Below are 21,405 nucleotides of genomic sequence, written 5' to 3' on the forward strand. Positions count from 1 at the left end.
ATATCTATAATTGTTGAAGGCTAGTTAGTATGTTACGGATAAGAGGAGTGGAAAAATCAATGGCGTTAACAGCAGGTATCGTTGGTCTTCCAAACGTTGGAAAATCAACTCTTTTTAATGCAATAACACAGGCAGGCGCGGAATCAGCGAATTATCCGTTCTGTACAATTGACCCAAACGTGGGAATTGTTGAAGTACCGGATGAGCGTTTAAATAAATTGACAGAATTAGTACAACCAAAAAAGACAGTCCCAACTACCTTTGAATTTACGGATATTGCTGGGATTGTTAAAGGGGCCAGTAAAGGGGAAGGTCTTGGTAATAAATTCTTATCACATATCCGTCAAGTGGATGCAATTTGCCATGTTGTGCGCTGTTTTGCAGATGACAATATTACACACGTATCAGGTAAGGTTGATCCAATTGCAGATATTGAGACAATCAATTTAGAGCTTATTTTAGCAGATTTAGAATCTGTAGATAAGCGGATTGACCGTGTAGCGAAGCTTGCAAAGCAGAAGGATAAGGATGCCGTTGCTGAACATGAAGTGCTTGTAATGTTAAAAGAAGCATTTGAAAATGAACAGCCGGCTCGTGCAATTGAATTTACGGATGAACAAATGAAATATGTAAAGGGCATGCATTTACTAACAAGCAAACCAGTTTTATACGTTGCTAATGTTGGTGAAGATGATATAGTGGATCCTTCTTCAAATGAGTATGTTCAGTTAGTTCGTGTGTTTGCTCAAAAAGAGAATGCAGAAGTCATTGTTATCTGTGCGAAGATTGAATCTGAGATTGTGGAGCTCGAAGGGGAAGAAAAAGCGATGTTCCTTGAAGAACTTGGAATTGAGGAATCAGGGCTTGATCAGTTGATTCGCGCTGCTTATCATTTACTAGGACTAGCTACATATTTTACAGCTGGTGTACAAGAAGTGAGAGCGTGGACGTTTAGAAAAGGAATGAAAGCTCCACAATGCGCAGGGATCATTCACTCCGATTTTGAGAGAGGATTTATTCGTGCTGAGACGGTATCGTATGAAGATTTGCTTGCAGGCGGCTCAATGACGGCTGCTCGTGAAGCAGGTAAAGTACGTCTTGAAGGAAAAGAATATGTAGTTCAAGACGGAGATGTTATCCATTTCCGATTTAATGTATAAGGTATGTTGATGTTAGCCGCAGGACGAAGTTTCGTTTTGTGGCTTTTTGTTTAATAAGAACTCTGTGAGTAAAATTAAACACTCCTTGCCTATAAAATATTCATGTGGTATAATATTTTTCTGTGAGTAATTGAAATAATTGCTCCTTGCCCTTTTTAGGTAAAGGGCCGTTAGTCCAAAAGGAGGTGTAACGTGATGAGAAAATACGAAATTATGTATATCATCCGTCCAAACATTGATGATGAAGCGAAGAAAGCTTTAGTTGAGCGTTTTAATGGCGTTTTAACTGACAATGGTGCGGAGATTACAAACGTAAAAGAATGGGGTAAGCGCCGTTTAGCTTATGAAATCAATGATTTCCGCGATGGTTATTACATGATTCTTAACGTTATGTCTAATGCTGAAGCTGTTAGCGAATTCGATCGTTTAGCAAAGATCAGTGAAGACATTATCCGTCATATCATTGTTAAAGAAGAAGAATAAGAATTGTTTAGAGTATAGACTCTGTTTTAATATCCTGTTAAGGAGATGGTTCTGATGATGAATCGTGTCGTTCTAGTAGGGAGACTTACAAAGGACCCAGAATTACGATATACCCCAAGTGGAGTTGCAGTTGCAACCTTCACACTTGCAGTGAATCGAGCATTTACGAATCAGTCAGGTGAACGTGAGGCTGACTTCATTAATTGCGTTGTTTGGCGCCGACCAGCTGAAAATGTTGCAAACTTCCTCAAAAAAGGAAGCTTAGCTGGCGTTGATGGTCGTATTCAAACAAGAAATTATGAAGGTCAGGATGGCAAACGCGTATATGTTACTGAGGTTGTAGCGGAAAGTGTTCAATTCCTTGAACCTAGAAATGCGAATGACCAACAGCGCAGCAGTGGAGGTAACTTTGGCGGAAACCAAGGCGGAGGCTATGGTGGAAATCAAGGTGGATATGGTGGCAACCAGGGTGGAAACCAAGGCGGATACTCTCCATTTGGACAGAGTCAGAACCCAAATCAAAACCAGGGACCTACAAGAGTAGATCAAGATCCATTTGCAAATGACGGACAACCTATTGATATTTCAGATGATGATCTTCCATTCTAACTTGTAAGTCATTCAATATAATATAATTTGGAAGGAGGAAAAACAAATGGCAGGCGGACGTAAAGGTGGACGTGCAAAACGTCGTAAAGTGTGTTACTTCACAGCTAATGGTATTACACACATCGATTACAAAGAAGTAGATTTACTTAAAAAATTCGTTTCTGAGCGTGGTAAAATCTTACCTCGTCGTGTAACAGGTACAAGCGCTAAATACCAACGTAAATTAACAGTTGCTATTAAACGTGCTCGTCAAATGGCATTATTACCATATGTATCTGGTGAGTAATAAATAAAAGCGATGATCGCCAATGCGGTCATCGCTTTTTTAGTTCTTATTGAAATTCTTAAGCACCATTTCTATGGTCCCTTTGAAACTTATATACTTTGTTTTAATACAAAAAAGCGTGGTGAAGCTAGTATTAATAAAGTCATGACTATGGAACAGAATATGAAAGCACCAAGCATAGTGATGATGTTCGCCGTTAAGGAGAACCATATGGCGTCAAATCCTGTAAGCTGTTCAGCAAAGAAGACAAATCCTGATACAAAATGCCAGAAATAACGAGCTAAGCTGCCGATAAAAATGGCTGAAATAATGAAGGCTAGTGATTTTCCTTTATTACCTTCATTTAAGCTTTTCTGAACACTGTTTTTAAATAATCCAGCAAACCCAATGAAAGAAAATGCTAAGAAATAGTCAATGGCCCCTTGAACTGGATGGATAATCCACGGATCAAAAATGACTTGTAAAAGTCCCCATAAGAATCCTGAAAGAAATCCAATTTTAAATCCCCATCTAAGAGCTACAATAAATACCGGAATCATTGCAAATGATATCGAGATTGATGGCCCGAATTTAATTGATGGTACAAACATATCCAGCGCTAGCGCCAATACCGCAAAAATCGCAGCTTCGATCATTGCCTGTAATCTTGTGTTTCTCATAAAAAAATCCCCCTTGAAGTATGTTGTAAATGAACGTACCCCAAGGGAGAACAACTTTAATAAAAGTAGTGGTTCTCAACATTTTTCCACATCCCTACGCTAGATTTAACTAACAGGTTCGAAGGGTCTGAACATTCATGTTCACTCTCAGCAAAATTGCTCCCCTTGTGGTTACGTTTCCTTATATAAATACTATCATAATCCAAAATAGGGAAAAGTAAAACAAAAAGATTCGGCACAGAGGGACTTTGATTGAAAGCGACACGTACGAAGTCACTAAATCCTGTGGAATTCCAAAAGTTGAAGACTTTCTAGTAAATCTTTAAAATAGAAGGTGATGAACAAATAGGTTCAGTTGCCATATAAGTTGAGGTGAAAAGGTGAAAAACGCAAAAATTATAACAGAAGGCGCAATGCTATTAGCCATATATAGTGTATTGTTACTCCTTACATTATATCTACCACTGCTTGGAGTAGTACTTTCATTCCTTTTGCCCATTCCGTTTATCCTGTTTACGGTGAAATATAAGGTTAAGCAGTCATTGCTATTTATTCTAATTGCTTTTTTATTATCGGGTTTATTAGGTTCTGTCTTTGGGGTTATACATACGATTATGTTTGGAATTACAGGAATCCTGTTAGGTGAACTAATTAACCGAGGAAGAAGCGGGATTGATCTATTTTTGGGGTCTTGTTTGTCATACTTGTTCTCAATCGTGCTTCTGTATGTAACAGCCATTTTGGTTTTGCAAATTGATGTCTTTGATATGATTCGTGAAAGCTCACGGGAATCTTTTGCAATGGCTGAGAGTATAATGAGGGCAACAGGAGGCGAAGTAAATACCGAGGTCGTAACGCAACTGGAAGACTCAATAGAGATGATGCAGTACATGATCCCAAGCATGTTTGTTTTACTTGCAATGCTTTTTGCTTTTGTAACGGTTGTCGCCATGAAACCGGTGCTTGTACGACTTCAGGTTAAAATGAATCCATTTCCGCCATTTCGTGAGATTTCGTTTCCTAAGAGCATCTTATGGTATTACTTACTGATTTTACTTTTTAGCTTTGTTGAAATGGAAAAAGGCACGTTTGGGTATACTGCCTTTTTAAATCTCTTTTTTGTTTTGCAGATGTTTATGGTGATTCAAGGTTTATCTTTTATTTATTATTTTTGTCATCAAAAAGGAATTACAAAGGCTGTGCCTATTGTACTGACGATTCTTTCACCATTTCTCCTTTATATTATTCGAATCTTAGGTATAATTGACTTAGGATTCCAACTGCGAAATCGAATTAGTGGAAAGAAGTAAATCAAAGCTTTAGGAGCTGAAATTACATGCCAGACTTTTACAACAGAAGGTTATTTCGCTATCCTATCTATGCATTGCTTGTGATTACAGGTATTTTTAGTGCAATTCTTACTTATTTTAAATGGATAATTGGGTTAGCATGTTTTTTGCTCCTTGGATTGATTGTGTATTTTTTATACAAAGCAAACTCACTTATGAAAAAAGAAATGGAGCATTATATCTCGACCCTTTCGTACCGTTTAAAAAAAGTTGGCGAAGAAGCTTTAATGGAAATGCCGATTGGGATCTTGCTTTATAATGATGAGTTTCAGGTGGAGTGGGCGAACGCCTATTTATCGAATTTTCTTGATGCTGATACTCTTGTAGGGAGATCTCTTTATGAGGTTGAAGAACTGATTGTTCCATTAATTCAACAAGAAGTCGAAAGTGACACAATTACGTTAAATGAGCAGAAATTTAAGGTCATTATAAAGAGAGAAGAACGCTTGCTTTATTTCTTTGATGTTACGGAACAAATGGAAATTGTGCAATTGTATGAAGCTGAGCGTACGGTATTAGGAATTATCTATTTAGATAATTATGATGAAGTAACCCAAGGGATGGATGATCAACGAAAGAGTTCGTTAAATAGCCAGGTTACATCGCTTCTTAACGAATGGGCGACCGAACATGGCGTATTTCTAAAAAGGACTTCATCCGAGCGATTTATCGCAGTGTTGAATGAAGAAATCTTGTCCAATCTTGAAAAGACAAAGTTTACAATATTGGATGATGTGAGGGAAAATACTGCGAAGGATAGTGTAGCATTAACCTTAAGCATTGGGATTGGAATTGGGGTTCCAACCCTACCAGAGTTGGGTGTTGCTGCACAATCGAGCTTGGACCTGGCATTGGGACGGGGGGGAGACCAAGTAGCGATAAAGCTACCGAATGGAAAGGTTAAGTTTTATGGCGGAAAAACAAACCCAATGGAAAAACGGACTAGAGTCCGCGCACGCGTGATTTCACATGCATTAAAGGAAATTGTTACAGACAGTGATAAAGTCATCATAATGGGTCATAAATACCCTGATATGGATGCGGTAGGCGCTGCTATTGGAATTTCAAAAGTGGCACAAATGAACCATAAAGAAGGGTACATTGTGTTAAACCCGAATGAAATTGATTCAGGTGTAGGTCGTCTACTAGAGGAAGTAAAGCAAAATACGGAACTTTGGTCGTATTTTATTACTCCGGAACAAGCGCTTGAAATCGCTACAAATGACACGCTGCTTGTTGTTGTGGACACTCATAAACCATCGCTCGTGATTGAGGAAAAACTTGTATCTAAAATTGATAAGGTTGTGGTCATTGATCATCACCGTCGTGGCGAGGAATTTATACAATCTCCATTACTTGTATATATGGAGCCATATGCATCTTCGACAGCTGAGTTGGTTACAGAGCTTCTCGAATATCAGCCAAAGCGGAAGAAAATCGATATGCTTGAGGCAACGGCTTTGCTTGCGGGAATTATTGTTGATACAAAGAGCTTTACGCTTCGGACAGGGTCAAGAACATTTGATGCGGCATCCTATTTACGAGCTCAAGGTGCAGACACTGTCCTTGTTCAGAAATTCCTTAAGGAAAATATGGAACATTTTAAAAAGCGCTCAAGGCTGATTGAGTCAGCGTTTATTTATAAAAATGGAATTGCGATTGCAAAAGGCAAAGAGAATGAGACTTTCGACCAAGTGATGATTGCACAAGCAGCAGATACATTGCTAACGATGAATGACGTAGTCGCATCATTCGTGATTTCCATCCGCCATGATTTAAGAGTGGGAATCAGTGCTCGTTCATTGGGAGAGGTTAATGTACAGTTGATTATGGAAGGTTTAGGTGGCGGAGGTCATCTGACAAACGCAGCAACACAGTTAGCTGATACAACAATAGAAGAAGCAGAAGAACAGCTACTTTTAGTGATAGATGAGTATTTAGAGGGAGGTACCAAGGAATGAAGGTTATTTTCTTAAAAGATGTAAAAGGTAAAGGAAAAAAGGGAGAAGTGAAGAACGTATCTGATGGATACGCACACAATTTCCTATTCAAGCAAAACCTTGCGATTGAAGCGACACCAGCAAACATGAAAACATTAGAAGCAAAGAAAAATAAAGAATCCAAAGAAGCTGCAGAAGAATTAGCACAGTCAAAGCAATTGAAAGAAAAGCTTGAAGCCCTAACAGTTGAGTTACAAGCAAAAGCGGGTGAGGGCGGCCGATTATTCGGTTCAGTAACAAGTAAACAAATCGCTGATGAGTTAGCGAAAAAGCATGGAATCAAAATTGATAAGCGAAAGTTTGAGCTTCCAGATGGAATTAGAGCATTAGGTTATACAAATGTACCTGTAAAACTACACCCTGAGGTATCAGGAACTGTAAAAGTACATGTCAAAGAACAGTAATTTCCATTGAAAAACAACATAGAAAACAGATAGAATGAAGAATGTGGTTTTGTTACAGACAAGATCACATTTTTTCATATAACAAGCTTTTTCATACTGAAATAAGTATAATAGTTAGATAGACTATAAAATAAAGAACTACAGATAAAGGGAGTGGAGAATAGTTGAGTGACATTTTTGCTGATCGTATTCCTCCGCAAAATATAGAGGCGGAACAGGCAGTTTTAGGTGCGATTTTTCTAGAACCGAGCTCACTAACTCTGGCTTCAGAAATATTAATTCCAGAAGACTTTTATCGGGCAGCCCATCAAAAGATTTTTGACGCGATGCTCAATCTCTCAGATAAAGGTGAACCGGTCGACCTTGTAACGGTTACCTCTGAGTTGGCGGATGCAAAGATTTTGGACGAAATTGGTGGAGTTTCGTACTTAAGTGATTTGGCAGGCTCTGTTCCAACAGCCTCCAATATTGAATACTATGCCAAAATCATTGAAGAAAAATCGATTTTACGCCGGCTGATTCGCACGGCAACGACAATTGCAACGGATGGTTATTCACGTGAAGACGAGGTAGATTCTCTTTTAAGTGAGGCCGAAAAAAATATTATGGAAGTGGCAAACCGTAAAAATGCGGGTGCCTTTCAAAATATTAAGGATGTTCTCGTCCAAACCTATGATAATATCGAAACCCTACATAATCGTGTAGGTGATATTACGGGAATTCCAACAGGGTTTACTGAGCTTGATAAAATGACTGCTGGATTCCAACGAAATGACTTAATTATCGTTGCGGCCCGTCCATCTGTTGGTAAGACAGCCTTTGCTCTTAATATCGCTCAAAACGTAGCAACCAAGACCGATGAGAATGTCGCGATCTTTAGCCTTGAGATGGGGGCAGAGCAGCTAGTAATGAGGATGCTTTGTGCAGAAGGAAACATCAATGCGCAAAACCTACGTACAGGCTCTTTAACACCTGAGGATTGGAGTAAGCTAACGATGGCAATGGGGAGTTTATCAAATTCAGGAATTTATATTGATGATACCCCAGGTATTCGTGTGAATGAGATTCGCTCTAAATGCCGTAGACTTAAGCAGGAAAGTGGATTAGGGATGATTCTGATCGATTACCTTCAATTGATTCAAGGGAGCGGTAGAAGCGGAGAAAACCGCCAACAAGAGGTTTCTGAAATCTCACGTTCCTTAAAAGCATTAGCACGTGAATTAAAGGTTCCAGTTATCGCCTTATCACAGCTATCCCGTGGTGTGGAACAAAGACAGGACAAGCGTCCGATGATGTCAGATATTCGTGAATCTGGAAGTATCGAGCAGGATGCGGATATTGTAGCATTCTTATACCGTGATGATTATTACGACAAAGAATCAGAGAATAAGAATATTATTGAGATTATCATCGCAAAGCAGCGTAACGGCCCGGTAGGAACGGTTTCGTTAGCATTCGTAAAAGAATACAATAAATTCGTCAATCTCGAACGCAGATTTGATGATGCCGGTATGCCACCAGGTGCGTAATCAAAAAGACGTGTCACATATGTGATACGTCTTTTTTCATTATATGCCAATTTAGCTATGTAACAATTCTACTAAGATGTCTTTCGATGTGCAAAATCGACAGGAATCCTTAAGAAAAGCGTGGTGTTGTATGAGGAAAGACTCATATGAATGCCAAAAATCTACATTTTTCGTGTAAAAATATGTCAGGAATACTACAATTATATTACATATTGGAAACTAGTATACTATTTTTCTAATTCTATGGTAAATTAAAAAAGTATAAAATAGAGAGATTTGTCGAACTATCGAATACGTCTTGGCGTATTTTGTAAGACAACGCTTTTCAACTCACAGGGTGAGAGGAACGAATCATTCGGACAAGCAACCTTTGTTCAGGGAGGAAAGACCGTGTCAAACCAAAATAAAAAAGAAAAAGCACCAAGAACATACATGACTTTGTTTAAACGAGTGGCTATTACATCTGTAGCACTTTCAACACTAGTGTTTGGAACAGTATCCGCAGATACTAAAATCCAAACCGTGTATCACGTATACATAGATGGCGAAAGAATCGGAACAGTTGATTCCAAAGATGTTGTTGAGAATGTAATTGATCAGGAAGTAGACTCTTTACAGGACCAGTATCAAGGACTATCCTTAGTCGCAGATAATATTTCAGTTGTTGAAGAACAAGCCTTTCTTCCGACTTTTGATAATACAGCAGCTGCAAAAAAATTAGAGGCTGAGCTGGAGATTGCAGCAGAAGTGAAAGCTATTACGGTTGATGGAGAGCCAGTTGCATACCTTAAGAATGAAGAAGATGCAAATGAAGCTCTTAAACAACTAAAATTACAATATGTAAACGAAGATGAGTTGCAAGAGCTAGAAGCTAGAGCAGACTCAGAAGAGCCTTTACCAGCACTAGCTGAAGGACAATCTCGTTTATTAGACGTTTCATTTAAAGAAAAAGTTTCAATTTCAGATGAAAAAGTTTTACCTGAGCAGGTTCATAACCCTGCTGATACTGTTACATTGCTTCAAAAGGGAACTTTAGAAGAGAAAAAGTATCAGGTTAAAGAAGGGGATGTACTAGGCTCTATCGCAGTAGATCATGATTTAACAACATCTCAACTTTTAGCCTTAAATCCAGAGATGAAGGAAGATTCACTCCTTCGAATTGGACAAGAGTTAAATGTAACAGCATATAAGCCGTTTTTAACAGTTGTTGTTAAAAAAGAGCAAAACAAAAAAGAAACAATCAAATTTGAAACAAAGATAAATGAGAATGCAAATATGTTTAAAGGTGACAGAAAAGTAACCCAAGAAGGTCAAGATGGTGAAAAGTCTGTTCACTATGAATATAAAACAATCAATGGCAAGACAACAGAAACAAACAAAGTTGGGGAATCCATTATCAAAGAACCAATAGCTGAGATTATCGAAAAAGGAACAAAGGTTGTTCCATCTCGAGGATCTGGTCAGCTTGCATGGCCAACAGTTGGTGGTTATATCTCCAGTCATGTTGGGTACAGATGGGGAAGACTCCACAAAGGACTTGATATTGCAAGACCAAGTAATCATGCGATTAAAGCAGCTGACAATGGAACAGTTGTAGAAGCGGGATATGATGGAAGTTTTGGTAATAAAATTGTGATTAACCATAATAATGGAATGAAAACAATTTATGCACATTTATCATCCATTCATGTCAGTGTGGGACAAACTGTGACGAAAGGCCAACAAATCGGTGTGATGGGATCAACTGGTCACTCAACCGGAACGCACTTACATTTTGAATTATATATAAATGGGGTTCTGAAAAACCCAATCGATTATCTATAAAAATATTTAGGATTAAACCTTCGGCATGATGCTGAAGGTTTTTTCATAAGTATTAAGAATGATGAAAGGGGAAAAGGGATGGACAAACGTCCTAAATCATTGATTTTTTCTTACAGACAGATGATATACCTCCCTTTTTCTGCTAAAGTTAGAGATAAAGGAGCAAAATAAAAGGAACGATACGAACTATATACATGTAGCCTCATAAATTTATTATTATGTGAAGGAGATAAGGCGAATGGAAAAAGTAATTCTTGTAGTGGATGATGAGAAACCAATTGCGGATATATTACAATTTAATCTTGAAAAAGAAGGATACAAGGTGGTTTGTGCCTATGATGGCAACGAGGCATTAGAAAAAGTGGAAGAAGTGAATCCAGACCTTATTCTTCTCGATATCATGCTGCCTCATAAAGATGGTATGGAGGTATGTCGTGAGGTACGAAAAAAACATGATATGCCAATTGTCATGCTGACAGCAAAGGATTCTGAGATCGATAAAGTATTAGGTCTTGAGCTTGGTGCGGATGATTATGTAACAAAGCCATTTAGCACTAGAGAACTACTTGCACGTGTGAAGGCAAATCTACGTAGACACCAACAAATTTCTGAGGCAGTTAGCCAGGATACATCAAGTGAAATAACAGTAGGTTCACTTGTCATTCATCCTGATGCATATGTTGTAAGTAAACGTGGTGAAACAATTGAGTTAACGCACCGTGAATTTGAACTCTTGCATTATTTAGCAAAGCACTTAGGCCAAGTTATGACAAGAGAGCATTTATTGCAAACGGTATGGGGCTATGATTATTTCGGTGATGTACGGACAGTAGACGTAACCGTTCGTCGCTTACGCGAGAAAATTGAAGATAGCCCAAGCCACCCAACTTGGATTGTAACAAGACGTGGAGTAGGCTATTATTTACGAAACCCTGATCAGGAGTAAATCCCAAAATGAGAAGACTAGGATTTTTTCAATCCATTCACATGAAATTTGCCCTTATTTATTTGCTTCTCATTTTAATTGCCATGCAAATTATAGGGGTATATTTTATTGGGAAACTGGAGTTGCGATTAGTAGAAAACTTTAAAGTATCGTTAAATGAACGTGTCAATATGCTAGCGTTTAGCATGGAGCAGGAAATGATGAAGGAGAGGGAGGACCCCTCTACTTTAGAAAAGGATATTCGGAGTATCTTACAAGACTATGAGTCAGAGGATATTCAGGAAATACAGGTCATTAATAATAAAAGCCGTGTAATTGGAAGTTCAGATCCGTACAACCAAAGTTATGTCGGACGAAAAACCAATCAGGATTTTGTCAAACGAACATTATTGCTCGGTGACAACCCAGATGACGTACGTTTGGATAAAAAATCCTATGAACGCGTGTATGTATCTTCTACACCTATTCGTTCAAATGGGGAAATTATTGGTGCCATTTATTTAAAAGGAAAGATGGAAAATGTCTACGATGACATTAAAGAAATCAATGATATTTTTGTAACAGGGACAGGAATTGCAATGGCGATTACTGCGATTCTCGGAATTTTTGTTGCCCAAACCATCACTAGACCTATTTCTGCGATGAGGAAGCATGTTGTGGAATTGGGAAAAGGGAATTATTCGAAAAAAGTAAAGGTATTTGGCCATGATGAGATTGGTCAATTAGCCATGACCTTTAATAATTTATCCAAAAAAATAGAAGATGCCCAGGCGACAACAGAAGGTGAACGTAGGAAACTTTCCTCTGTATTGGCACATATGACAGATGGGGTCATTGCGACAGACAAAAAGGGGCAGGTCATTTTAATTAATGAACCTGCCGCAAGCATGCTGGATGTTTCACGTGAAACAGTCTTAGAACAATCCATTGTATCTGTTCTAGGCTTAGACGATCAATATACGTTTGAACAGCTTGTTCATGATATTGATACAGAAATTCTAGATTTTAGTACTCATAAAAAGCAATACATTATCAAGGTTAGCTTTTCAGTTATTAAAAAGGAGTCAGGCTTTATTAATGGTTTGATTGCGGTTTTATATGATGTAACTGAGCAAGAGAAGATTGAGAGCGAACGCCGTGAGTTTGTAGCGAATGTTTCGCATGAATTACGAACGCCGTTAACGACCATGCGGAGTTATCTTGAAGCATTGGCAGAAGGTGCTTGGAAGGATGAAAAGATCGCACCCCAATTTTTAAATGTCACACAAACTGAGACAGAGCGGATGATTCGACTCGTGAATGACCTGCTTAAATTGTCAAAACTAGACAGCAAGGACTATCAATTTTCAAAGGACTTAATTAATTTTACAAAGTACTTTCATAGAATTATTGATCGGTTTGAAATGGCGAAGGAGCAACATGTATCATTTGTCCGTAATTTACCAGAAAAACCGATTTATCTTGAAATGGATCAGGATAAGATTACGCAGGTACTAGATAATATCATATCAAACGCATTGAAGTATTCACCAGAGGGTGGTACAGTCACCTTCAAAGCATTCGAGGAAAATGAAGAAATTGTGATTAGTGTGTCTGACCAAGGTGTCGGGATCCCTGATGATAATATTAATCGTATTTTTGACCGTTTTTATCGAGTAGATAAAGCGCGGACACGGAAATTAGGGGGAACCGGGTTAGGGCTTGCGATTGCCAAAGAAATGGTCGTTGCTCATGGAGGTAGGATTTGGGCTGAAAGTGAAGAAGGGGTTGGAACAACCGTATTCTTTACCCTGCCAACAGCTGATATTCAAGAGGAGCTAGAGGATGATTGGGATGAAGTATGAATCAATAAAAACAACCATATTAATCATCTTGGTGCTTTCAAGCATTGTTCTGACATGGACTTTGTGGACCTATCAGCCCCAATACAAAGACCTAGAACCAACAGATGATTTAGTAGAGGAAGTAACGGAAAATGTCTTTAAGGAAACGTCTCAAGTGATTAAACCTAGTAACATTCTCTATCATATCGAGGGTCAGCATTTTGGTACCTTTAATGGAGTAGAACTAAATAAAGTGATGAAAGAGATCAGCACCTGGGAGATTTATGATGTTCAAAACATTACACACACTGTACAAAACGAAGGCTTAGCAGACTTTTTAAGTCGAAGTGGACATGTTGAAATTGACTTTCCAAATCCATTTCCTTTGCAACTTTATAAATCTTTTATGAAAATTAATGATAAAGAACATTCTCTGATTTCCTTTGATCGATTTGTCATTGATGTTGATTCAGAGAATCGTGGTCAAGGATCTGTGTACTTTGTATCAACAGGTGATAACTTGGTGTATGAAGGTCAGGTTGATAGCAGGTTAACAAAGGATTTTAAAAGAAGTTTTTATACAACTGCGACAAGATATCCTGAACAGATTGAATATACGCTATCAGAAACCAATTCCGTATATTTACCGAAGGATACCACGGTTGTAGATCGTCTGGATTACTATATCGATGAAATTGAGATTAATACCTTTGTTGAGCGCTTATTTGCAAACCCAGACCATGTCAAAAGGGACATGCTTACAACGGGTGAGGTTCGTACGGATGGAACAAGACTTCTGAGAGTCTATCATAATCAAAAGTATATTGAATTCCTTAATCCAACGATCATAACTCGAAATCAGACAGCCACGTCAGATTTAATTCAAACAAGCATTGATTTTGTCAATGAACACGTTGGCTGGACAGATGACTACCGCTTTTTTAGCTGGAATAAAGAGACCCAAACGACTGTGTTTAAATTATATGTGAAAAACATTCCGGTCTTTAGTAGTAATAGGCTAGCTGATATCACGCAGCATTGGGAAAACAATGAAATTGTGAAATATACCCATCCATCCATAAGTCTTCAAATTGATTGGGACCAAGTAAAAATTAGACTTCCAAAGGGAGAAAAGGTCATGGAGTCCATCAAGGGTATTTCTGATTTTAATCCTGAATTACTAGATAGTGTGATGATTGCTTATGAAATGAAGGAGACAGAAGATCATTCCCAGTTTCTTTCACTTCAACCGATTTGGACATACAGGTATAATGGAAGTTGGTCAAAGGTCGAGATAAAAGATGAAAGTCTAGGGGGGAATGAAGATGGATTGGAGTAAAACCAAGTCCTTATTTATCATTACCTTCCTGATTCTTAACATCTTTTTAGGGTATCAGCTCGTTCAAAAAAGGGATAGTAGTCAGCTGAATGTCCTCTCGGAATTGAGTATTGATGAGGAATTAGCGGCAGAAGAAATTACGTATGAGGCTTTGCCAAAGGAACCGGTTGAATTAAGTTATATTAGCGGAAAGGTTAAGATTTTTACAGAGGAAGATGTCAAAAGCCTCAAAAATCAGGATGTAAACCTCGAAACTGCTGGTGTATTAAAGGGGAAATTCAAGGATCCTGTTAAAATATCGTTTACCGACCAAGTGAGAATCCAACAATTTGTAAAAGACAATTTGTTAGATGGTGAGAAATATACCCTATGGAGTGTAAATGAAGAGGAAGGGACCATTGTTTTAGTCCAAACACATAACGATTACAAGGTCTTTGGACAGTCTCTAAATATTAGCGGGGTCATTTATTTATATGTGAATGACGACCATGAAGTCGTCTCCTATGAGCAAACACTAATCCCTGAGTTTATAGAGCATGAGCTGGAGGATTTGATTACGCCAAAGGAAACTCTAGAAAACCTTTTTAAAAATAGTCATTTAAAATCAGGCAGTCATGTGACGAAAGTGGAAATTGGGTATTACCCACTTGTTCCTTATTCAGAATCACAGCTATTGGCACCAACATGGCATGTTGTCATTGATGACGAGGTCGATATTTATGTAAATGCTATTGAAGGACAAATTATTTATAAGAAAGAGTGAACTACTATGGGGTTGCATTTTAGTGTGCTTGCAAGTGGAAGCACGGGAAATGCGTTCTATGTTGGGACAGACAAGCAATCCTTGCTTGTAGATGCCGGGTTAAGTGGTAAACAACTAGAACTGTTATTTAAAGAAATAAAAAAAGAAATTAAGCATCTTTCAGGGATTCTAGTTACACATGAGCACAGTGATCATATTAAAGGACTTGGTGTACTTGCAAGAAAGTACAAGCTTCCAATCTATGCGAATGAAAAGACATGGAAGGCAATGGAGCGAAATATTGGGGACATCCCGACAGAGCAAAAGTTCATTTTTCAAATGGGGACGGTAGAGACATTTGGAAATATGGATGTTGAATCGTTCGGTGTCTCTCATGATGCTGCTGAACCGATGTTTTATGTATTCCATCATGAGGGGAAAAAGGTTGCTTTAATTACGGATACAGGCTATGTCAGTGACCGAATGAAGGGTACAATTGAAAATGCGGACGCGTATGTTTTTGAAAGCAACCATGATGTGTCCATGCTTCAAATGGGGCATTATCCATGGAGCATTAAGCGTCGTATTTTAAGTGATGTCGGGCATGTTTCGAATGAGGATGCGGCCCTTGCGATGTCCGATGTTATCGGGGACCGGACGAAACGTATCTATTTGGCCCATTTAAGTAAGGATAATAATTTAAAAGAATTAGCACGCATGTCGGTCAAGCAAACCTTGGAAAGCAAGGGGTATGACGTTGGCGAGCAATTCGAGTTGTATGATACAGATCCCAAGATTCCAACCAAGCTTGCATATGTCTAACTTTAAATAGGAGGAGTTAAACCCCTCCTATTTAAAGTTAGAGCCTCCGGCGGATGCCACAGATTTTCAAAGGAATTTTTCGAGCAAGCTCGAGAAAATCTGGGCACAAAAACGGCAAGTCGTTTTTGATCTAAAGACAAAGCCTATCTGATTTTGTTCAGATGGGCTTTTTGTTTGGAAAAACACTTGCCGTAGCTAGCAAATTCTAGTAATTTGAAACTAAGACGAAAGTGGTGAGCGTATGAAATCTTTTGTTTTACGGACGGCAGGTTTAATGGCGCTTTGGGGATTGTTTTTCATTTATGATGAGTCGATACCAAATGCCTCTTCAATCATGATTTGTGCAGCAGTTATGTCTTTCTATTTCTTTCTGAGAATCACACCAAAGCCAGTGCATTTATATGGAATCATTACTGGGCTCTTGCTTGTGTTAGGAGTTGCAGAAGCTGGAAACCCATTTGTGTTTTTACTATTGATGTATGTGACGCTATTGGGAGCGAATCAATTGGAAGGTAAACCATTTAAGGGACTTGTGGCTTTAACGGCAGCATCCTTATTGGGGTTTATTTTTGTGGTGGAAATTGAATTGTCCATGTACGTTTATTTTCTCTTATTCTATCTTCTTGCACTCCAGGTGAATGATCTATGGACGAAGCGGGAAGAGCAGCGGAATCTTTATGAAGAATTGCTTGGGGAATATCGGAAGCTAAAAAGGGTAGCACTTGCTATGGAAGAGGAGGCACGCTATCAGGAGAGGACAAAGATTGCAAGAGACATTCATGATTCCGTTGGACATAAATTAACAGCCCTATTAATGCAGGTAGAGATTCTTTCCATCCAACAAGGGCCTGAACACTACAAAGAAATAAAGCAATTGGCGAAAGAGAGTTTAGAAGAAACTCGTTATGCTGTTCGAACCTTAAAGGACAGAGAACATGAAGGAATTGCAACGATTTTGCAGCTGATTAAAAAGCTTGAATCTGAAAGTCATATTTTGGTCCAGTTTACAACAAGGCAGGGAATTCTTTCTGAGCAGCTCACAAATAAACAAAGTGTCGTGCTTTATCGTGTCATCCAAGAAGGGCTTACAAATGCAATGCGTCATGCTCATTCACGTGAGGTACAGGTGGAACTAGGAAAAACAGCAGACGGGAATATGGAATGTATCGTTAAAAATCGCATTCATAGGAAAGAACCCTTTCAAGAAGGATTTGGACTATCAAATATGCGAAAACGTGTAGAGGAATTAGATGGAACGCTCGCAGTCTATCAAACGGATGAACAGTTTGTGATAAAAGGGATGATTCCATTAGTGAAAATGTAAGGGAGGGAACTTACATGTTAAATGTGTTAATTGTAGAAGATCAATCCATTGTGAGACAGGGCTTAAAGCTTATGCTACAGCAAGATAAGCAAATACGGGTAGTAGCGGAAGCGGAAAATGGGGAAGACGCAATCAATAAGATGGAGGCCCATGTTATTGATGTGGTGCTAATGGACATTCGAATGCCGGTTATGAATGGCCTCGATGCGACAAGAAAAATTAAGGAACGCTGGCCAAATGTAAAGATTTTAATTCTTACAACCTTTAATGACGATGAATATGCAATTCAGGCATTAAAATATGGGGCCAACGCCTTTTTATTAAAAACATCAGATCAACAAACACTGATCCATGCTGTACATAGCTGCTTTCAAGGAGGACTGCCCATACATGAAGAGGTTGTGGCAAAGGTGATGCCACGTTTATTACATAAGATAGAGAAAAAAATTGAATTGCCTTTGTCCGCTAGGGAACTGGATATTACAAGACTAGTAGGGGAAGGAAAGACAAATAAAGAAATCGCAGATGAATTATTTTTATCGATTGGAACGGTAAAAAACCATATAACACAAATTTTGCATAAATTGGAGCTTCGCGACCGTACGCAGTTAGCGATTTTTGCCGTGAAAAATGATATTACGTAAGGGTGTCCAAACAAAGTGGATAGCCCTTTTTTTTATTAAATGACTAAAGTCATGTTTTTTACATCAACAAGTGACGCGGGATAGTGCTGTATGGAGACGAGAAAGTCTATGATAGAAGCATAAGGGAGGTTGACGGGATGTTAGAGGTTATTGATTTATCGAAGAAATATAAACAAAAGTATGCCGCACAAGGAATTAATATGTTTTTGGAAAAAGGTGAGATTGTTGGGTTATTAGGTCCGAATGGGGCGGGGAAATCGACGACGATCTCCATGCTTTCATCACTAGTTGTTCCGACTTCAGGGGATGTACGGTTACTGAATGAAAGCACGATTAAGCATCCACAGAAGATCCGGAAAATCTTAGGAGTCGTTCCACAGGAAATTGCATTGTATACGGACTTATCTGCGGAAGAAAATTTACGTTTTTTTGGCGAGATTTATCGGTTAAAGGGTGCTGAGCTGAAGCAGCGAATCGAGGAAGTATTGGAGCAAATTGGCCTGACGGACCGTAGAAAGGATCTCGTGAAGACCTTTTCAGGTGGAATGAAAAGAAGGTTGAATATTGGAGTGGCCCTCTTGCATAATCCAGAAATCATCATTATGGATGAGCCGACTGTTGGAATCGATCCACAATCACGTAACTATATTTTAGAAACCGTTAAGCGTCTTAACAAAGAACGCGGAATGACCGTGCTATATACGAGTCACTACATGGAGGAAGTCGAGTTCCTTTGTGACCGGATATATATTATGGATAAAGGTCATATCATTGCCTCTGGTACAAAAGAGGAACTAAAGAATATTTTATCCTCCGAAAATACCATTTCAATCAAGGTAGAGCGAGCGAAAGAGGAATTTATTCAGCTTCTTGAAGCGGATTCGACTGTTCGTCAAGTAAAGGTACAGGATCGTGATGTTACTGTGATCGTGCCAAAGGAGTACAATTTATTCAAAAAAATCTCCCAATTTGCTGAGGAAACCGCAACATCATTAATCTCAGTTGAAGTAAAAGCACCGACACTGGAAGATGTCTTCCTTCATCTTACAGGTAGAGCACTAAGAGACTAGGGGGTGAAGTGATGATTATTCCATTTATAAAAAAAGACCTGTTGGTGTTAGTACGGAATCCTCAGGAGCTGCTCGTTTTAGTGCTAATGCCACTCATCCTAATTGCCATTCTTGGTTTTGCCTTAGGCGGGGTCATGGGTAGTGGTACCGAAGCGATTTCAGTTAAGGTTGCATTGATTGATTATAGTGAGGAACAAAAGGATATCGATGATTTTGTCCAAAAGGTAAAGGCAGAAGGACTGCCACCTGAAGCAGAAACAGCATTAATTCAAGGAGCAAATCAGCTTCGTCCGATTCAGATCTTACGAGATGAAGTGTTTGGTAGTAAGGAATTAAAAGAAATTGTTGAGCTTGAGAGAGTCGAGCCAGCAAAACTAGATGAAATAAAAAACGATGACAGTTATTCCGCCGTCATCGAAATACCAGAACAATACACATTCAATATCCTTTCAGCAGCTTTACTTGATGAGCCTTCTACGGCGACACTTAAGCTATATAAAAATGAAGGAAAAGAAATTTCTCCAAAGGTAGTGGAGGATATTTTAGTTAATTTTCAAAAGCAGATGACTTCTATGACTGTCATTGGGAAAGCGGGAATCCAGTTAGATGCGGTCGGAAGTAAGAAGCTAGGACAAATTGAAACGGTAACGGAACGAGAACCAATCAACTCTTTGCAATATTATTCTGTCGGTATGAGTGTCATGTTTATTATGTTTATTGCTTCCCATATAGCATCATTTGCGTATCGTGAAAAGCAGTTAGAGGTGTTTAACCGAATTATTTTATCCAATACATCAAGATGGTCATATTTGGGCGGGATTTTCTTCTCCGTTATCGTGATTTCTATTGTTCAGCAGGCGATTTTATATGGAGTGACTTCGTTAGTATTTAATGTCGTTTGGAAAGATTTGCTCGGGTTTTTCGCCGTTAATTTAGCTTTATGTTTTGCGATTGGTGGAGTCGGGGCGTTGTTGACGGCCATTAACTTCCGAATTGATTCAGAAGGCGTGTCGAATTTTTTTGGAAATGTGATCGTCGCGATTTTTGCCTTTTTAGGTGGCAGCTTCACGCCGATTGGTGAATCTTCATCACTGATTGGTCTGTTAGGTAATTTTACGCCAAATGGTGCAGGCATGACAGCCTTATTGCAATTGCTGCAAGGAGTAGAGCTATCATCAATTGCTCATCATATTTTTTATTTAGTTGGTTTTGGCTTAGTCATGCTGACAGTCGCTGTGTTTAGTTTTCCGAAAAGAGGTGATGCCATATGATAAGTATTTTACAAGCAAAATTTCAATTGTTTCTGAGAAAGCCAATGCTTATGATTGGCATGACCGTGATGAGTATTGTATTTGCCTTATTATTAGGTGCTGCAAATTATTCAAATATCAATGTTCCCGTTTATACAGATATCGAAAATATAGAGGAAACGGCACTTTGGAAGGAATTAACTAAGTCTGAGTCCTTTGAGTTTAAATTAGCAGCAGAGGCTGAAGCGAAGAAAATGGTCAGTGAAGGCGATGCCGAAGCAGCGGTGAAGCTTAAAGAGGACTCCTACACGATTGTTGTAGTGACAGAAACGTCGTCTAATCTTCATCTATTAGACAGCTATCTTCAAACCTTTTATGGGGACGTTTTACTGGATGACCAAATTAAAGAGGCAACGGCCACGAGTAGCCATATTGATTCAGATGCGATTTTAGAAGAATTAAAGGAAACGAAAGAGAACCCGTTATTCAAGATACAGGCTGCCTCATTTCGTGGCGATGATGCGGTGATCATCGATAACCAGCTGCAGACGATTTTTGGATTTACCTTATTCTTTGTCATTTACACAATCTCCTATAATGTTCATAACATTTTACAGGAGAAAACATGGGGAGTTTGGGACCGAATGATTTTATCCCCTTTAAAAAAATGGGAGATGTACGCAGGCAATTTAGTGTATAGCTTCCTGATGGGATATGCTCAAGTTGCTCTCATCTTCTTAGTGTTCCGGTATGCAGTCGGGGTAGATTTTTACGGGGGATTTGGAAAAACATTGATTGTTTTAATTCCATACGTGTTCTCCATTGTCGCGTTAGCTCTATTTCTAGTCAGTGTTGTAAAAAGCACTCAGCAATTCAATGCGATTATTTCACTTGTATCTGTCTCTTTGTCAATGCTTGGTGGGGCTTATTGGCCATTAGAAATTGTCAGCTCAGAGTTTTTATTAATGGTTTCGGACATTGTGCCGATTAAACATGGAATGGAAGGCTTAAAGGCTGCAACCATATACGGAGCTCCAATGAGTGAGTTATTCTATCCGATGAGCATTCTGACATTAATGGGAGTTGTGCTAATCGGAATTGGAATTAACGTAATGGAACGGAAAAACGCATAATGATAGTAG

At 38.8% G+C, this 21,405-nt stretch carries 20 protein-coding genes and 1 riboswitch; of the genes, 19 read left to right on the plus strand and 1 reads right to left on the minus strand.

The genetic code is table 11. The annotated features are described in order from the left end of the window. Nucleotides 1–59 precede the first annotated feature (59 nt). From ychF to rpsR, 4 genes are all read left to right on the plus strand, one after another. A complete protein-coding gene (gene ychF / locus V7138_RS16230; protein ID WP_335399360.1) occupies nucleotides 60–1,160 on the plus strand; it encodes a redox-regulated ATPase YchF in 1,101 nt (366 codons plus the stop codon). A gap of 195 nt (nucleotides 1,161–1,355) precedes the next feature. Continuing rightward, the gene (gene rpsF, locus V7138_RS16235; protein ID WP_335399192.1) at nucleotides 1,356–1,643 is read left to right on the plus strand and encodes a 30S ribosomal protein S6; all 288 of its coding nucleotides are present in this window, start codon (nucleotides 1,356–1,358) and stop codon (nucleotides 1,641–1,643) included. 54 nt (nucleotides 1,644–1,697) lie between these two features. Then, nucleotides 1,698–2,252: a single-stranded DNA-binding protein gene (gene ssb, locus V7138_RS16240; RefSeq protein ID WP_335399194.1), complete on the plus strand. Its 555-nt coding sequence runs from the start codon at nucleotides 1,698–1,700 to the stop codon at nucleotides 2,250–2,252. Nucleotides 2,253–2,298: 46 nt separating this feature from the next. Next, nucleotides 2,299–2,538: a 30S ribosomal protein S18 gene (gene rpsR, locus V7138_RS16245; protein WP_010677416.1), complete on the plus strand. Its 240-nt coding sequence runs from the start codon at nucleotides 2,299–2,301 to the stop codon at nucleotides 2,536–2,538. An 89-nt stretch (nucleotides 2,539–2,627) separates the two neighbouring features. Here the strand turns inward: rpsR and thiT are convergent, their stop codons facing one another. Then, nucleotides 2,628–3,197, minus strand: a complete 570-nt coding sequence (gene thiT, locus V7138_RS16250) for an energy-coupled thiamine transporter ThiT (protein ID WP_335399197.1) — start codon at nucleotides 3,195–3,197, stop codon at nucleotides 2,628–2,630. A gap of 74 nt (nucleotides 3,198–3,271) precedes the next feature. Next, nucleotides 3,272–3,373: riboswitch (TPP riboswitch) on the minus strand. A gap of 204 nt (nucleotides 3,374–3,577) precedes the next feature. Here thiT and V7138_RS16255 point away from each other — a divergent pair. The 15 genes from V7138_RS16255 to V7138_RS16325 all read left to right on the plus strand — a co-directional run bounded on the left by V7138_RS16255 (nucleotide 3,578) and on the right by V7138_RS16325 (nucleotide 21,396). Beyond that, nucleotides 3,578–4,507, plus strand: coding sequence for a YybS family protein (locus V7138_RS16255; protein ID WP_335399198.1), 930 nt, complete (start codon nucleotides 3,578–3,580; stop codon nucleotides 4,505–4,507). A 26-nt stretch (nucleotides 4,508–4,533) separates the two neighbouring features. Beyond that, entirely contained in the window at nucleotides 4,534–6,507 is a 1,974-nt protein-coding gene (locus V7138_RS16260) for a DHH family phosphoesterase (RefSeq protein WP_335399199.1), read from the plus strand. Beyond that, nucleotides 6,504–6,950: a 50S ribosomal protein L9 gene (rplI, locus tag V7138_RS16265; RefSeq protein ID WP_335399201.1), complete on the plus strand. Its 447-nt coding sequence runs from the start codon at nucleotides 6,504–6,506 to the stop codon at nucleotides 6,948–6,950. Before V7138_RS16260 ends, rplI begins: the two co-directional genes overlap by 4 nt. Before the next feature lie 164 nt (nucleotides 6,951–7,114). Then, on the plus strand, nucleotides 7,115–8,479 hold the full coding sequence (dnaB, locus tag V7138_RS16270) for a replicative DNA helicase (protein ID WP_335399203.1): 1,365 nt from the start codon (nucleotides 7,115–7,117) through the stop codon (nucleotides 8,477–8,479). Between the two features lie 390 nt (nucleotides 8,480–8,869). Beyond that, nucleotides 8,870–10,303, plus strand: coding sequence for a M23 family metallopeptidase (locus V7138_RS16275; RefSeq protein ID WP_335399205.1), 1,434 nt, complete (start codon nucleotides 8,870–8,872; stop codon nucleotides 10,301–10,303). A gap of 238 nt (nucleotides 10,304–10,541) precedes the next feature. After that, nucleotides 10,542–11,249, plus strand: a complete 708-nt coding sequence (gene yycF, locus V7138_RS16280; RefSeq protein ID WP_335399207.1) for a response regulator YycF — start codon at nucleotides 10,542–10,544, stop codon at nucleotides 11,247–11,249. A gap of 8 nt (nucleotides 11,250–11,257) precedes the next feature. Beyond that, complete coding sequence (walK, locus tag V7138_RS16285; protein WP_335399209.1) at nucleotides 11,258–13,093, plus strand: cell wall metabolism sensor histidine kinase WalK; 1,836 nt, start codon at nucleotides 11,258–11,260, stop codon at nucleotides 13,091–13,093. Next, a complete protein-coding gene (locus V7138_RS16290; RefSeq protein WP_335399211.1) occupies nucleotides 13,074–14,411 on the plus strand; it encodes a YycH family regulatory protein in 1,338 nt (445 codons plus the stop codon). Before walK ends, V7138_RS16290 begins: the two co-directional genes overlap by 20 nt. Then, nucleotides 14,398–15,174 carry a two-component system regulatory protein YycI gene (locus tag V7138_RS16295; RefSeq protein ID WP_335399213.1) on the plus strand — a complete coding sequence of 259 codons (777 nt, stop codon included), beginning with the start codon at nucleotides 14,398–14,400 and terminating at the stop codon, nucleotides 15,172–15,174. Before V7138_RS16290 ends, V7138_RS16295 begins: the two co-directional genes overlap by 14 nt. Before the next feature lie 6 nt (nucleotides 15,175–15,180). Next, complete coding sequence (locus V7138_RS16300) at nucleotides 15,181–15,975, plus strand: MBL fold metallo-hydrolase (RefSeq protein ID WP_335399215.1); 795 nt, start codon at nucleotides 15,181–15,183, stop codon at nucleotides 15,973–15,975. Nucleotides 15,976–16,216: 241 nt separating this feature from the next. Beyond that, complete coding sequence (locus V7138_RS16305) at nucleotides 16,217–17,299, plus strand: sensor histidine kinase (protein ID WP_335399217.1); 1,083 nt, start codon at nucleotides 16,217–16,219, stop codon at nucleotides 17,297–17,299. 14 nt (nucleotides 17,300–17,313) lie between these two features. Beyond that, a complete protein-coding gene (locus V7138_RS16310; protein WP_335399219.1) occupies nucleotides 17,314–17,943 on the plus strand; it encodes a response regulator transcription factor in 630 nt (209 codons plus the stop codon). 137 nt (nucleotides 17,944–18,080) lie between these two features. Next, nucleotides 18,081–19,013, plus strand: coding sequence for an ABC transporter ATP-binding protein (locus tag V7138_RS16315; RefSeq protein ID WP_335399221.1), 933 nt, complete (start codon nucleotides 18,081–18,083; stop codon nucleotides 19,011–19,013). Nucleotides 19,014–19,024: 11 nt separating this feature from the next. Next, on the plus strand, nucleotides 19,025–20,284 hold the full coding sequence (locus V7138_RS16320) for an ABC transporter permease (RefSeq protein ID WP_335399222.1): 1,260 nt from the start codon (nucleotides 19,025–19,027) through the stop codon (nucleotides 20,282–20,284). Beyond that, nucleotides 20,281–21,396: an ABC transporter permease gene (locus V7138_RS16325; protein ID WP_335399224.1), complete on the plus strand. Its 1,116-nt coding sequence runs from the start codon at nucleotides 20,281–20,283 to the stop codon at nucleotides 21,394–21,396. Before V7138_RS16320 ends, V7138_RS16325 begins: the two co-directional genes overlap by 4 nt. Nucleotides 21,397–21,405: the final 9 nt, after the last annotated feature.

The sequence above is a fragment of the Bacillus sp. JJ1533 genome (assembly GCF_036965045.1).
In the GTDB taxonomy this organism is placed as follows: Bacteria; Bacillota; Bacilli; order Bacillales; family Bacillaceae_L; genus Ferdinandcohnia.